This window comes from Pseudomonas sp. ADAK2 TE3594, from assembly GCF_053628675.1.
Genome location: NZ_JBRJGV010000001.1, coordinates 6091957 through 6104678, shown reverse-complemented (window position 1 = coordinate 6104678; position 12722 = coordinate 6091957). Strand labels below are relative to the sequence as shown.

Genomic DNA, 12722 nt, shown 5'->3' with positions numbered 1-12722 from the left:
CGACAGAAGAAATAAGAAAAATCACTGCTAGGCTGTATTTCACACCCTTAGGAGAACGCCATGACTGACCATCACACCTACAAGAAAGTCGAACTGGTTGGCTCATCCACCACCAGCATTGAAGACGCCATCAACAATGCCCTGGCCGAAGCCAACAAAAGCCTCAAGTACATGGAATGGTTTGAAGTGACCGAAACCCGCGGACACATCAAGGACGGCAAAGCAGCACACTTCCAGGTGACGCTCAAAGTCGGATTCCGGATTGCCAGTAGCTGAGTTTGAGCTAGTCTTCTGAACTTGCGCGCTGGCCGAATGCCATAGGGAATGGCAGAGCGCTACGCGGTGAGCGCATCCAGCCGATAGCTGGATGCTCTCCCCTATTGATCCGACCAGAGAGTGCAACCCATGAAGAAGTTTATTTTGGCGGTAGGCTTGTTGAGCCTTGCGGGAACAGCCTTTGCCCAAGGCAAGTCGTGCGACGAGCTGAAAGCCGAAATCGCAGCGAAACTGGATGCCAAGGGCATTTCCAATTACACACTGGAGATCGTCGACAAAGGCGCTGCTGCTGACGGAAAAGTCGTCGGCACCTGTGAAAAAGGCTCCAGGCAAATCGTCTACAAGCAGGGCTGACCTGCCCTCGATAATGAAAAAGCCGACGCAATGGCGTCGGCTTTTTTGTGGGTGCTGCTGCGCTTCAGCCCTTCATGACCTGCGCCAGCAACTCATAGGAGTGAATACGATCAGCATGTTCGTACAGGTCGCAGGTGAAAATCAGCTCATCCGCCTGAGTCTGCTCGATCAGCACTTCAAGCTTGGCGCGAATTTTCTGCGGGCTGCCGACCATGGCAAGGCCAAGGAAATCACCGACCGCCTCTCTCTCATGAGGCAGCCACAGGCCGTCCATGGTCTTCACTGGCGGGCGTTGCACCAGGCTCTGGCCACGCATCAACGCGAGAATCCGCTGGTAGACCGAAGTGGCCAGATAGTCGGCTTGCTCATCAGTGTCTGCAGCCACCAGTGGCACGCCAAGCATCACGTAAGGCTTATCCAAAACCGCTGAAGGCTTGAAGTGGTTGCGGTAAACGCGAATCGCCTCATGCATGAAGCGCGGTGCGAAATGTGAAGCGAAGGCGTAGGGCAAACCGCGCTCACCCGCCAACTGCGCACTGAACAGGCTCGAACCCAGCAACCAGACCGGGACATTGGTGCCGGTACCTGGCATGGCAATGATCCGCTGATCCGGCGTGCGTGGGCCGAGGTAGCGCATCAGTTCAGTCACGTCTTGCGGGAAGTCGTCGGCACTGCCGGAGCGCTCACGACGCAAGGCGCGAGCGGTCATTTGATCGGATCCAGGCGCGCGACCCAGGCCCAGGTCGATCCGTCCCGGGTACAGACTTTCAAGGGTACCGAACTGCTCGGCGATCACCAGTGGCGCGTGGTTGGGCAGCATCACGCCACCCGAACCGACACGAATACTCGAAGTGCCGCCAGCCAAGTACCCCAGCAGAACCGAGGTCGCCGAACTGGCAATCCCGTCCATGTTGTGGTGTTCGGCGACCCAGAAGCGGTTGTAGCCGAATTTTTCGACGTGTTGCGCCAGGTCCAGGGAATTGCGCAGAGACTGGGCCGCACTGCCGTTCTCCCGCACAGGCACCAGATCGAGGGTCGAAAACTTGATATCGGATAGTCGTTTCATGAACCTGCTTCTCCAATGGGTAAGCAGGTTTTTTCACGAACGAAAACCTGCCGAGTCTATAAGCGTGTTCTATGCAATGAGGGCATATACCCGAGTTTCAATAGGAGAGACAAAATTCCTGCGCGATTAGAGGACCGATCAGATGAGGTGAACTTTGCCTGACGGTCTATCCTCAGAACCCTGGTAACCGAAAACCACGAAGGCGCGACGTTTCGCGCCGGATCTTGAGGAGGCAGACATGGCTATCACAAAGAAAGCATCGGCTCATTGGGAAGGTGATCTGAAAACCGGTATCGGCTCGATTTCCACGGAAACTGGCGTCCTCAGAGACGCGCCCTACGGCTTCAAGGCCCGTTTCGAAGGGGGTAAAGGCACCAATCCGGAAGAGCTGATCGGCGCGGCTCACGCGGGCTGTTTTTCCATGGCGTTTTCAATGATTCTCGGCGAGGCCAACCTTAAGGCCGACAGTATCGACACCAATGCCGAAGTTACCCTGGACCAGGTTGACGGTGGCTTTGCAATCACAGCGGTAAAACTGATTCTCAAGGCGAAAATCCCCGGGGCGACCCAAGCGCAATTCGAGGAACTGAGCAACAAGGCCAAAGAAGGCTGCCCGGTGTCCAAAGTGTTGAATGCGAAAATCAGCCTGGATGCGACGTTGGTCAGCTGATAATGGGTTGATACGCTAGCTGGTAAGAGATCGCAGCCTTCGCGGGCTCCCTTGCGCAGGTTGCGGTCTTTTTTTGTCCTGAAACATAACCTGACTGACAAAACTGTGGTCGAATAAATGACAGCAGCTTCAGCGCATCACCATGCGCGCTGCCTTAAGGGAGCTTCAACCATGAAACGTTTTGCCTTGGCGGTTATCTGTTGCACGCTGGCCACATCGGCTCTCGCGGCACCGAAATCCTGTGAGGAACTCAAGGCCGAGATCGAAGCCAAGATCCAGTCCAATAACGTCTCGTCCTACACGCTGGAAATCGTCACCAACGACGAAGTCCACGATCAGAACATGGTCGTCGGCTCATGCGAAGGCGGCACCAAGAAAATCATCTACCAAAAAAATGACCGTTGATTCGTCTCACATGACGCAGTTGGTCAGTCGATCCTCGGCAACAATCTCCCGCTTGGCGTTATAGAGCCGGGCGCTGGGGGTGAACGCCAGAGAACGTGCTTCCAGCAGGTAACGCTGGCCGGCCTCGAAATGGTCGTAGTTAATGGTCAGGTAGCACAGCCGCTCCAGCGGAGCATTCATCAAGCCCGAGCCACCGCCATACACTTCAAAGTCGAAACGTACCCTCAGTTCATGGCTACCCGGGGTGACCTGGAAGTAACGCCCGTCGCTCAGCCGCTGGTTGTCCAGCCGTTCGGCCATCAGCAGTTTCCCGCCGGGGCTCGGCGTAGCGAAGTCGACCCAGGCCATCTGCGGATCGACCGCCGGCAACGGACTCGTGCAACCGACAAAGGCGCCTGCAGCGAGCAACAGCAACAACCTGCGCATGATGAATTTCCCAAGGACTGATCATTCAGCATAGCGTCGATCAAGTACGTTGGCAGCCTGCAGGTGTGCCCTGTCCAATCACTTTTCGCTGTTGATCATAGAGCTTCGCCCACGGCCTAAAGCCGATATACCCCGCTTGCAGCTGATACCGCTGACCAGCGTTGAAGTCTTTGAATTTCACATTCAACTGGCAGTCGCGCCACAGCGGCTCGGCGTCGGGGCCAATATTGGTCGGCTGGACTGCGAATAAGTAGCGAACCGTCAGTTCATGGCTACCCGGCTGCACCTCGAAGTAGCGCTTATCGATGGAAGCCTTGTCATCGACTTCCACCGCTTGCAGCGCGGTGTCTTCCTGCCGTGAATCCAGATCGATCCATGCCTGCGAAGGATCAGGGGTGGGCAGTCCAGCACAACCGGCCAGCATCAGCAGGCCTCCCGTCAGCATCAACTTGCGCATAGCGGAGCTCCAATAGGCGGGATAGTCTTGCGGGCAGACTTTCCAGGGATGATTCATTTTGATCAGGCCGCGTCCAAGCCTTGGGTTACTTGATCGCGTTTTACGCATTTTGTTTCCGGGGATGCTTCTTTTGTTATTTAACGGCTGCGCCAGCATCAGCTATTACGGCCAATTGGCCAGTGGTCAGCTGCACTTGCTGCGGGCACGGGAGCCGGTTTCCAGTGTGATTGCCGATCCCGGTCGCGATCAGCAATTGCGCGCGCATCTGGCCCAATCACAAAAGGCCCGGACATTCGCCAGCCAGCGCTTGCACCTGCCGGACAACCAGAGCTACCGCCTGTACGCCGACATCGGCCGACCGTTTGTAGTCTGGAACGTCTTTGCCACGCCGGAGTTTTCGCTGAAGCCGCAGAACCATTGCTTCCCCATCGCCGGCTGCGTCGCCTATCGCGGGTATTACAGCCAGAGCGCTGCCCGCGGTGAGGCCGCGTTGCAACGATTGCAAGGTATGGACGTGTCGATTGGCGGCGTCGAGGCCTATTCGACGCTCGGTTGGTTCAACGACCCGATCATGAGCTCGATGATGGGTTGGGGCGACGAACGGTTGGCCACGCTGATTTTCCACGAACTCGCCCATCAACGTTTTTATGTGAAAGACGACACCGAGTTCAACGAGTCCTTCGCCACCTTCGTCGAGCAGGAGGGCACTCGCCAATGGCGCGCATTCCGAGGCATGCCACCAGATAATGGAGCTTTGGTGCGGCAACGCGATCAGTTCATCCAGTTGGTTCTGGACACCCGCAAGAGGCTGGAGCGGCTATACGCCCTGCCACTGCCTGCCGAGCACATGCGCGAGCGCAAAGCGGCAGAGTTCGAACAATTGCGCCGTGAATACCGGACGCTACGCGACAGCCAATGGGCCGGGAACAAACGCTACGATGCCTGGATCAACACCCCGATGAACAATGCCCGACTGTTGCCGTTTGGTTTGTATGACCAATGGGTACCGGCGTTTGCCGCGTTGTTCGGGCAAGTCGATGAGGATTGGCTGAGGTTTTATGCGGCGGTGGAGAAATTGGGCGCATTGCCGGTCGGGGAGCGTAAGGCGGCGTTGAAAGTGTTGGCCGGATCAGCGAGCTCCGGTGGCTGAGCGGGCCTCTTCGCGGGCAAGCCTCGCTCCTACGGAATTTACGCGTCTTCCTGTAGGAGCGAGGCTTGCCCGCGAAGGCGTCTTTGAATGTCACAACCAAATTGCATCCCACAACGGATAGTCCCCAATCTTCTCCACCAGCCCCGCTCGCAACGGATTGGCGACGATGTATCGAGCAACTGCCTGCAAGTCTTCTTCCTTGCGAATGGCGCGATCATGATAGCCGTGCTGCCAAACCGGACCTTGACGGCGAATCGAGCGATTGACCGTCACTGCAATCCGGGATTTGGTACGGGCCATCAATGTAGGTAGCTGAGTATTTTTTAACTCAATCAGCCAATGAAAATGATCGGGCATCACAACCCAGGCTAACGTTGTCGCAAACTCTTCTCGCTCAGCCGTCCTTAAAGCATCAACCACTCTTGAAGTTGCGAAACAACGGTTCTCGATTCAAAACCACCGCGGTCAGTAGGTAAATCTGTCCGGACTCCGAATATCGCCCGGAGCGCAATCGATGAGCATGTTTGAGTTCTGGCAATGATGATCCTCCTTGATCGTGGCCGGAGTGTTAAGGCTAGGACGATTAGAAGGGATTGGAGTGAGAACAGTTGCTCAGGATGTGTCTGGGGGGACGCCTTCGCGGGCAAGCCTCGCTCCTACAGGGGCCTTCGATCATCTGTAGGAGCGAGGCTTGCCCGCGAAGGCAATTCAACTAACGCTGCAAAAACGCCTGATGCATCTCCTCCAGCGTCTCGAAGTGATACGCCGGTGCTTCGGCGCTCAACTCTTCCCGGCTGCCAAACCCATAACCCACCGCTGCCGCGTCCAGTCCATTGCTGCGAGCGCCGATCAGATCGTGTTTACGGTCGCCAATCATCAGCGTATTACCCGGGTCCAGGCCTTCTTCGCTCATCAAGTGGGCAATCAGCTCGACCTTGTTGGTCCGCGTGCCATCCAGCTCGCTGCCGTAAATCACTTTGAAATGCTTGGCGAAGTCGAAGTGCCGGGCGATTTCCCGGGCGAAAATCCATGGTTTGGAGGTCGCGATGTACAGCTGTCGCCCTTGCCCAACCAGGCTTTCCAGCAGTGGCGTGACGCCGTCGAACACGCGGTTTTCATACAGACCGGTGACCTTGAAGCGCTCGCGATAGAAGTTCACCGCTTCCCAGGCCTTGGGCTCGTCGAAGTCGTAGAACTGCATGAACGCCTGCAACAACGGCGGACCGATGAAGTGCTCGAGCCTGGTCAGGTCCGGCTCATCGATCCCCAGTTTGCCCAAGGCGAACTGGATGGAGCGGGTAATGCCTTCGCGCGGGTCGGTCAGCGTGCCATCAAGGTCGAACAGTACGGTTTGGTAATGCATGAAAATTCCTGAGCAATAGCGAGACACTTTCCGTTATTAAAAGGCTTGGAGCTGGTCGTAGCCTTCGGTCAGGTGCAGATCCTTGAGCTTCACGTAGTTCGCCGCGCTGTAGGTGAAAAAGGCTTTTTCCTTGTCAGTCAGCGGTCGGATCTGTTTCACCGGGCTACCGACATAGAGAAACCCGCTTTCCAGGCGCTTGCCCGGGGGTACCAGGCTGCCGGCGCCGATGATCACATCGTCCTCGACGACCGCACCGTCCATGACGATGCTGCCCATGCCGATCAGAATCCGGTTACCCACGGCGCAGCCATGAAGCATGACTTTATGCGCGATGGTCACATCGTCACCGATCAGCAGCGGGAAGCCATCGGGGTTGAATGGTCCGGCGTGGGTAATGTGCAACACGCAGCCGTCCTGCACGCTGGTGCGTGCACCGATTCGGATGCGGTGCATGTCGCCGCGGATCACTGTCAGCGGCCAGACGGAGCTGTCTTCGCCGATTTCAACGTCGCCGATCACCACTGCCGAGCCGTCGACAAAGGCGCCTTTACCCAGCAGCGGCGTGTGGTTCTGATACTTGCGAAGGGTCACGATAGGCTCTCTCTCTTTTGCTGATAGCTGCGGTGAGCGTCGATTGTAATTAAGATGGGGCCATGTTTCTTCCCGCATGTTTTCCAGCCAAGGTGCCAACCGTGAGCGTGAACAACCCTCTTCTGCAGTCCTACGACCTGCCGCCGTTCTCGGCGATCCGTGCCGAACACGTGCAACCGGCCATTGAAAAGATCCTGGCTGACAACCGTGCTGCCGTCGTCGACATCCTCAAAACCCAGGGCCAACAACCGACCTGGGCTGGCCTGGTGCTGGCGATGGATGAACTCAACGATCGTCTGGGCGCCGCCTGGAGCCCGGTCAGCCATCTCAACGCCGTGTGCAACAGCGCTGAGTTGCGCGAAGCCTATGAGTCCTGCCTGCCGGCCCTGAGCGCCTACGCCACCGAGCTGGGCCAGAACCGTGAACTGTTTCAGGCCTATGAAGCGCTGGCCAACAGCCCGGAGGCCGCCGGTTTCGACGTGGCGCAGAAAACGATCCTGGAACACGCCCTGCGTGACTTCCGTCTGTCGGGGATCGACCTGCCTGAAGCCGAACAAAAGCGTTACGCCGACGTGCAGAGCAAACTGTCGGAACTGGGCAGCCGCTTCTCCAACCAGTTGCTCGACGCCACTCAGGCCTGGACCAAGCACGTCATCGACGAAGCCGCCCTCGCCGGCCTGACCGAGTCGGCCAAGGCGCAAATGGCCGCCGCCGCGCAAGCCAAAGAGCTGGATGGCTGGTTGATCACCCTGGAATTCCCGAGTTACTACGCGGTGATGACCTACGCCCAGGACCGCGCCTTGCGTGAGGAAGTCTACGCCGCCTACTGCACCCGTGCGTCGGACCAAGGCCCGAATGCTGGTCAGAATGACAACGGCCCGGTCATGGAGGAAATCCTCGACCTGCGTCAGGAGCTGGCAAAACTATTGGGCTTCACCAGTTTCTCGGAACTGAGCCTGGCCACCAAAATGGCCGAATCCAATGATCAGGTGCTGAGTTTCTTGCGCGACCTGGCCAAACGCAGCAAGCCGTTCGCCGCCCAGGATCTGCAACAGCTCAAAGCCTACGCCGCCGAACAGGGTTGCCCGGACCTGCAAAGCTGGGACAGCGGTTTCTACGGGGAAAAACTTCGCGAACAGCGCTATAGCGTCGCCCAGGAAACCCTTCGCGCGTACTTCCCGATCGACAAGGTTCTGGGTGGTTTGTTCAGCATCGTCCAGCGCCTGTACGGCATCGAGATCGCCGAGCTGAAAGGCTTCGATACCTGGCACCCGGACGTTCGCCTGTTCGAAATCAAGGAAAACGGCCAGCACGTCGGTCGTTTCTTCTTCGACCTGTATGCCCGCGCCAACAAACGCGGCGGGGCCTGGATGGACGGCGCCCGCGATCATCGCCGCACAATCAACGGCGTGCTGCAAAGCCCGGTGGCGAATCTGGTATGCAACTTCACCCCGGCCGACAGCGGTAAACCGGCCCTGCTGACCCACGACGAAGTCACCACCCTGTTCCACGAATTCGGTCACGGCCTGCATCACCTGCTGACCCGCGTCGAGCACGCTGGCGTGTCCGGCATCAATGGCGTGGCTTGGGATGCGGTCGAGCTGCCAAGCCAGTTCATGGAAAACTGGTGCTGGGAGCCGGAAGGTCTGGCGCTGATTTCCGGTCACTACGAAACCGGCGAGCCGTTGCCTCAGGATCTGCTGGAGAAAATGCTCGCGGCGAAGAACTTCCAGTCCGGCCTGATGATGGTCCGCCAACTGGAGTTTTCGCTGTTCGACTTCGAATTGCACGCCACCCACGGCGACGGCCGCAGCGTGCTGCAAGTGCTCGAAGGCGTGCGCGACGAAGTCTCGGTCATGCGTCCGCCGGCCTACAACCGCTTCCCCAACAGCTTCGCCCACATCTTTGCCGGTGGTTACGCGGCGGGTTACTACAGCTATAAGTGGGCTGAAGTATTGTCGGCCGATGCCTTCTCGAAATTCGAAGAAGACGGAGTGCTCAATGCCGAGACCGGTCGCGCGTTCCGTGAAGCGATCCTGGCGCGTGGTGGTTCCCAAGAGCCAATGGTGCTGTTCGTCGACTTCCGTGGCCGTGCGCCATCGATTGACGCACTCTTGCGCCACAGCGGCCTGAGTGAGGACGCGGCAGCATGAGTGAGGGACCTGTGATTACCAAAAAACGCTTTATCGCCGGGGCGGTCTGCCCGGCCTGCAGCAAGCCGGACAAGTTGATGATGTGGAGCGAGGACACAGTTCCGCATCGCGAGTGCGTGGCCTGCGGTTATTCCGATACGCTGAATGAACAAGGTCTGTCGGTGCCCAAGGAGTTGGGCACGCGGGTCAATACCTCGGCGCTCAAGGTGCCGGACGCCAAGGTTCAGGCCGTGCAGTTTTTCCCGAACCCGAAGTTGAAGAAGAAGCCAGACGAGCAACACTGAGTGCCGGAAACCACCTTCCACTGCGCCACGCAGTGGAAGGTATTACTTACTCGACATGGGCCGATTTGAACCAGTTCTTCATCGAGCAACTGGCAAATGGACTCGTGCTGCAATCACCATTGGCCAGCGCCGTACGAAGTTTGTCGACATCGGCCTGCATCATGTAACGCACACCGTCCTTGAAATGGGTGCTGTCACCAAAGCCGCCCTGGGTCATTTCGTTCAGGGCATCCTCTTTGCTCCAGCCTTGCACCACCACCCGGTACATCGCGGCCATCAGGCCGGTACGATCCGAACCGTGTTTACAGTGCATAAGCACAGGGCCTTTGGCCTCGGCGGTCTGAATTGTGCGAAGGGCCTTGAGTACATCCGCATCATCCACGTGATTGGTGCGATAAGGCAGCTGTACCTGCGCGATACCTGGCGTGGATAACCAGCGTGAATCCGATTCGGGCAAGAAGTTGATAACGGTTGCGACCTTGAGCCTTTCCAGTAACGGCACCGCTCCCTGATCCGGCAATGCGCTGCGATAGAGCGTCGGGGACATTTGATAGAGGTTGTATTGCACTTCGACCGATTGGGCCCATTCCGCCGGGCGGGGGGACGCGATGTCGTCCGCATGGGCCAATGTCAGATTGAAAAATGCGGCCAGTGACAATAGAAATGTCGCAGGCAAGAGGTGCAGTCGGGACATGCTCGGACAACCGTATTGAATAGTGCTGCATAGCTTCAGCCGCGAGCAGTCAAAGGCCTGTGAGCCTGCCGTCAAAGAATCGTGAATTGAACGGCTCATGCGGATTTCTTCGCAACCCCTATGAACTTCTCTAATAAAAACGACACGGAGAAGTTCCGTATCGTTTAGGAGCAATCACTGAGCCATAAACTTATCAATATTCATGGATAGCTGAAGCCAAGTTGCAATCAAGGGTTAATGATTTTTGAATAGGCTTTCGCCAAGGCAACCAACACAACTTTATCTTGCGCGTCGATTCCACCATTTCCGTTGACATCGGGTGCTCCACCCATGGTAAAGGTCACACCGCCATCATTCGACACCGCCTCGCGGGTACTGGAGTCCAGCAGCGAATACGTAAGTGCTTGGTTTTCAGGATCATAACCTTCTTCCTTCAGCGCAAACTGCATGGAAACCCGAACTTCTTTTGGACTAACGATTGAAGGAGCCAGTAATTGTAAAAACACGCCACGCTGATTGTATACAGACATCTATTAAATCCTTTTAATATTGAGAACACGACAACTTCGTGTGAAGTGAAGAATACTAACAACACAGATAAAAGTGCCACGCGCTTTATGTTTCGCATAATGACGAAGCTTAAAATTGTCAGGCGCCGAACGGCACTGGTCGACTCCGTCACGCCCGTATACTGTATGCACATACAGCACTCAGGATCTCCTCCCATGCATACGCCATTGCCCCCTCGCGGCCGCGGCACCGCCACCAACCCGCACAACCGCTTCGCGCCTAACCGTTCAGTGGCCGAGGATGACGGCTGGTATCAGGAAGCGCCAATCACCCAAGGCACCGAGGTGCGCATTGAAACGGCAAAATCCATCATTACCCGCAACAACTCGCCGGATTTACCCTTCGACCGCTCGATCAATCCCTATCGTGGTTGCGAACACGGATGCATCTATTGCTACGCGCGCCCCAGTCACGCCTATTGGGACCTGTCACCGGGGCTGGATTTCGAAACCAAACTGATCGCCAAGACCAACGCCGCCGATGTCCTGGAGGAGCAACTGTCCAAACGCGGCTATCAATGCGCGCCGATCAACCTGGGCTCCAACACCGACCCTTATCAGCCGATCGAACGTGAACACAGAATCACCCGCAAGACTCTCGAAGTGCTGCTGCGTTACCGCCATCCAGTGACCATTATCACCAAGGGTTCGCTGATTCTTCGCGATCTGGACTTGCTGGCCGAACTCGCCGAACAAAGGCTGGTGGCGGTGATGATCAGCCTGACCACGCTGGATGATGAACTCAAACGCATCCTCGAACCTCGCGCCGCGGCACCCAAGGCGCGGCTACGGGCAATTCGGGTGATGCGCGAGGCCGGTATTCCTGTGGGGGTCTTGTGTTCACCCATGATTCCGATGATCAACGACAGCGAACTCGAAAGCCTGCTGACCGAAGCCCATGCGGCCGGCGCGCAAAGTGCGGCCTACATGATGTTGCGCCTGCCGCTGGAAGTGGCGCCGCTGTTCGAAGAGTGGCTGGCCGCCCACTATCCTCAGCGTGCAGCTCATGTGTTGAGCCTGATCCGCCAAAGCCGTGGTGGCGAGCTCTACGACAGCCGGTTCGGTGCCAGAATGCGCGGTGAAGGGCCGTTTGCCGACCTGTTGGCGCAACGCTTCGCCAAAACCATCAAGCGTCTGGGGCTCAATAATCGGGAAGGTTTCAATCTGGATTGCGAAGCCTTTTGTCCGCCGGGTCGCCAAATGTCGTTGATTTAAGGACAATTAGCCCTATGGTTGAGTAGTGAAAACGATACGCCGCGTTTAGGCTGGTCACGTTTTTTGTGACCTGGAACACTCGTTCTAGAGCGTTTTATTCAGTTTGAGTTAAGTTTCAACGGCTACCTTGTTCATCGAGTGACTGACGGGTCTGGCTCTTCGACCTGGATGTTTTTTAAACAGCCACTGGGCTTCATACCGGACAAAACGGGAAAATTCCCTGACTCCGCCAAAGAGGATGAATCATGAGTGACAAGGATAAACAGCCGTTGGCTGCGTCGGCTTCAGCCCAACCCGAGGCGGAAACCGCCGATGCAGCGCTGCAGCATATCGTTGACGGCTTTTTGCACTTTCATCACGAGATCTTTCCGCAGCAGGAAGAACTCTTCAAAAAACTCGCCACGGCCCAGCGGCCTCGGGCGATGTTCATCGCGTGTGCCGATTCACGCATCGTTCCCGAACTGATTACCCAAAGCGCCCCCGGCGACTTGTTCGTGACCCGCAACGTCGGCAACGTCGTGCCGCCCTATGGGCAAATGAACGGCGGTGTTTCCACGGCCATCGAATACGCAGTGCTGGCCCTCGGCGTGCAGCACATCATTATCTGCGGGCACTCTGACTGTGGCGCCATGCGCGCCGTGCTCAACCCGCAGAGCCTGGAAAAGATGCCGACGGTAAAGGCCTGGCTGCGTCATGCGGAAGTGGCGAAAACCATGGTTCAGGACAACTGCCATTGCGTTGACGAGAACGAGAGCATGCACATCCTCACCGAGGAGAATGTGATCGCTCAGTTGCAGCATTTGCGCACGCATCCATCGGTGGCCTCGCGCATGGCCAACGGTCAGCTGTTTATCCATGGTTGGGTCTACAACATCGAAACCAGCGAAATCCAGGCTTACGACGCGGATCAGGGTTGTTTCCTGCCGCTCGATGGCAGCCATCCGATTCCGGTGGCGACGCCCAAAGCGCGCTTCTAAATCCTCCTAAGTATGGTTTAGCCGAGGCTGCCGATCAGGCGGCACGGCTTTGCCACGCCTGAAAAAAACTCC

At 57.1% G+C, this 12722-nt stretch carries 16 protein-coding genes and 1 pseudogene; 9 read left to right on the top strand and 8 right to left on the bottom strand.

Annotation, left to right across the window (positions count from 1 at the left end):
• Positions 1–60 precede the first annotated feature (60 nt).
• Positions 61–276, top strand: coding sequence for a dodecin (locus AB7M22_RS27550; RefSeq protein WP_007902773.1), 216 nt, complete (start codon positions 61–63; stop codon positions 274–276).
• Between the two features lie 129 nt (positions 277–405).
• Positions 406–630, top strand: a complete 225-nt coding sequence (locus tag AB7M22_RS27545; RefSeq protein ID WP_008008034.1) for a DUF1161 domain-containing protein — start codon at positions 406–408, stop codon at positions 628–630.
• Between the two features lie 64 nt (positions 631–694).
• On the opposite strand, the gene AB7M22_RS27540 is transcribed toward AB7M22_RS27545, so the two are convergent.
• Positions 695–1696 (bottom strand): LLM class flavin-dependent oxidoreductase, encoded by a 1002-nt coding sequence (locus AB7M22_RS27540; protein WP_454188369.1) that lies wholly within the window; start codon positions 1694–1696, stop codon positions 695–697.
• 238 nt (positions 1697–1934) lie between these two features.
• On the opposite strand from AB7M22_RS27540, the gene AB7M22_RS27535 reads away from it, so the two are divergent.
• Together AB7M22_RS27535 and AB7M22_RS27530 are read left to right on the top strand one after the other, a co-directional pair.
• On the top strand, positions 1935–2366 hold the full coding sequence (locus AB7M22_RS27535) for an OsmC family protein (RefSeq protein ID WP_007902777.1): 432 nt from the start codon (positions 1935–1937) through the stop codon (positions 2364–2366).
• Positions 2367–2537: 171 nt separating this feature from the next.
• Entirely contained in the window at positions 2538–2771 is a 234-nt protein-coding gene (locus AB7M22_RS27530; RefSeq protein ID WP_123500560.1) for a DUF1161 domain-containing protein, read from the top strand.
• Positions 2772–2777: 6 nt separating this feature from the next.
• Here AB7M22_RS27530 and AB7M22_RS27525 read toward each other — a convergent pair whose 3' ends face one another.
• Positions 2778–3197, bottom strand: coding sequence for a PA0061/PA0062 family lipoprotein (locus AB7M22_RS27525; protein WP_008008026.1), 420 nt, complete (start codon positions 3195–3197; stop codon positions 2778–2780).
• A 40-nt stretch (positions 3198–3237) separates the two neighbouring features.
• Positions 3238–3654, bottom strand: a complete 417-nt coding sequence (locus AB7M22_RS27520) for a PA0061/PA0062 family lipoprotein (protein ID WP_008008024.1) — start codon at positions 3652–3654, stop codon at positions 3238–3240.
• A gap of 58 nt (positions 3655–3712) precedes the next feature.
• Between AB7M22_RS27520 and AB7M22_RS27515 the strand changes: the two genes are divergently transcribed.
• On the top strand, positions 3713–4804 hold the full coding sequence (locus AB7M22_RS27515; RefSeq protein WP_454188368.1) for an aminopeptidase: 1092 nt from the start codon (positions 3713–3715) through the stop codon (positions 4802–4804).
• Between the two features lie 90 nt (positions 4805–4894).
• Here AB7M22_RS27515 and AB7M22_RS27510 read toward each other — a convergent pair.
• The 3 genes and pseudogenes from AB7M22_RS27510 to AB7M22_RS27500 all read right to left on the bottom strand — a co-directional run bounded on the left by AB7M22_RS27510 (position 4895) and on the right by AB7M22_RS27500 (position 6758).
• A pseudogene (locus AB7M22_RS27510) lies at positions 4895–5342 on the bottom strand (REP-associated tyrosine transposase).
• Positions 5343–5516: 174 nt separating this feature from the next.
• Positions 5517–6167 (bottom strand): HAD family hydrolase, encoded by a 651-nt coding sequence (locus AB7M22_RS27505; protein ID WP_454188367.1) that lies wholly within the window; start codon positions 6165–6167, stop codon positions 5517–5519.
• Between the two features lie 36 nt (positions 6168–6203).
• A complete protein-coding gene (locus AB7M22_RS27500) occupies positions 6204–6758 on the bottom strand; it encodes a gamma carbonic anhydrase family protein (RefSeq protein WP_454188366.1) in 555 nt (184 codons plus the stop codon).
• 101 nt (positions 6759–6859) lie between these two features.
• Here AB7M22_RS27500 and prlC point away from each other — a divergent pair, with 101 nt between their 5' ends.
• Positions 6860–8911: an oligopeptidase A gene (gene prlC, locus AB7M22_RS27495; RefSeq protein ID WP_454188365.1), complete on the top strand. Its 2052-nt coding sequence runs from the start codon at positions 6860–6862 to the stop codon at positions 8909–8911.
• On the top strand, positions 8908–9195 hold the full coding sequence (locus AB7M22_RS27490; RefSeq protein WP_454188364.1) for a YheV family putative zinc ribbon protein: 288 nt from the start codon (positions 8908–8910) through the stop codon (positions 9193–9195). Before prlC ends, AB7M22_RS27490 begins: the two co-directional genes overlap by 4 nt.
• A 46-nt stretch (positions 9196–9241) precedes the next feature.
• Here the strand turns inward: AB7M22_RS27490 and AB7M22_RS27485 are convergent, their stop codons facing one another.
• Positions 9242–9889 carry a phosphatase domain-containing protein gene (locus tag AB7M22_RS27485; RefSeq protein WP_008008010.1) on the bottom strand — a complete coding sequence of 216 codons (648 nt, stop codon included), beginning with the start codon at positions 9887–9889 and terminating at the stop codon, positions 9242–9244.
• A 227-nt stretch (positions 9890–10116) separates the two neighbouring features.
• Entirely contained in the window at positions 10117–10419 is a 303-nt protein-coding gene (locus AB7M22_RS27480; protein WP_454188363.1) for a hypothetical protein, read from the bottom strand.
• A gap of 195 nt (positions 10420–10614) precedes the next feature.
• Here AB7M22_RS27480 and AB7M22_RS27475 point away from each other — a divergent pair, with 195 nt between their 5' ends.
• Both AB7M22_RS27475 and AB7M22_RS27470 read left to right on the top strand, forming a co-directional pair.
• Entirely contained in the window at positions 10615–11673 is a 1059-nt protein-coding gene (locus tag AB7M22_RS27475) for a PA0069 family radical SAM protein (RefSeq protein WP_454188362.1), read from the top strand.
• Between the two features lie 245 nt (positions 11674–11918).
• Positions 11919–12650, top strand: coding sequence for a carbonic anhydrase (locus AB7M22_RS27470; protein WP_008008004.1), 732 nt, complete (start codon positions 11919–11921; stop codon positions 12648–12650).
• Positions 12651–12722 lie beyond the last annotated feature (72 nt).

What these genes read in the sequence shown, in the direction of transcription:
- AB7M22_RS27550 (WP_007902773.1), top strand. Translation starts at nt 61, where the DNA reads ATGACTGACCATCACACCTACAAGAAAGTCGAACTGGTTGGCTCATCC.
- AB7M22_RS27545 (WP_008008034.1), top strand. Translation starts at nt 406, where the DNA reads ATGAAGAAGTTTATTTTGGCGGTAGGCTTGTTGAGCCTTGCGGGAACA.
- AB7M22_RS27540 (WP_454188369.1), bottom strand. Translation starts at nt 1,696, where the DNA reads ATGAAACGACTATCCGATATCAAGTTTTCGACCCTCGATCTGGTGCCT.
- AB7M22_RS27535 (WP_007902777.1), top strand. Translation starts at nt 1,935, where the DNA reads ATGGCTATCACAAAGAAAGCATCGGCTCATTGGGAAGGTGATCTGAAA.
- AB7M22_RS27530 (WP_123500560.1), top strand. Translation starts at nt 2,538, where the DNA reads ATGAAACGTTTTGCCTTGGCGGTTATCTGTTGCACGCTGGCCACATCG.
- AB7M22_RS27525 (WP_008008026.1), bottom strand. Translation starts at nt 3,197, where the DNA reads ATGCGCAGGTTGTTGCTGTTGCTCGCTGCAGGCGCCTTTGTCGGTTGC.
- AB7M22_RS27520 (WP_008008024.1), bottom strand. Translation starts at nt 3,654, where the DNA reads ATGCGCAAGTTGATGCTGACGGGAGGCCTGCTGATGCTGGCCGGTTGT.
- AB7M22_RS27505 (WP_454188367.1), bottom strand. Translation starts at nt 6,167, where the DNA reads ATGCATTACCAAACCGTACTGTTCGACCTTGATGGCACGCTGACCGAC.
- AB7M22_RS27490 (WP_454188364.1), top strand. Translation starts at nt 8,908, where the DNA reads ATGAGTGAGGGACCTGTGATTACCAAAAAACGCTTTATCGCCGGGGCG.
- AB7M22_RS27485 (WP_008008010.1), bottom strand. Translation starts at nt 9,889, where the DNA reads ATGTCCCGACTGCACCTCTTGCCTGCGACATTTCTATTGTCACTGGCC.
- AB7M22_RS27480 (WP_454188363.1), bottom strand. Translation starts at nt 10,419, where the DNA reads ATGTCTGTATACAATCAGCGTGGCGTGTTTTTACAATTACTGGCTCCT.
- AB7M22_RS27475 (WP_454188362.1), top strand. Translation starts at nt 10,615, where the DNA reads ATGCATACGCCATTGCCCCCTCGCGGCCGCGGCACCGCCACCAACCCG.
- AB7M22_RS27470 (WP_008008004.1), top strand. Translation starts at nt 11,919, where the DNA reads ATGAGTGACAAGGATAAACAGCCGTTGGCTGCGTCGGCTTCAGCCCAA.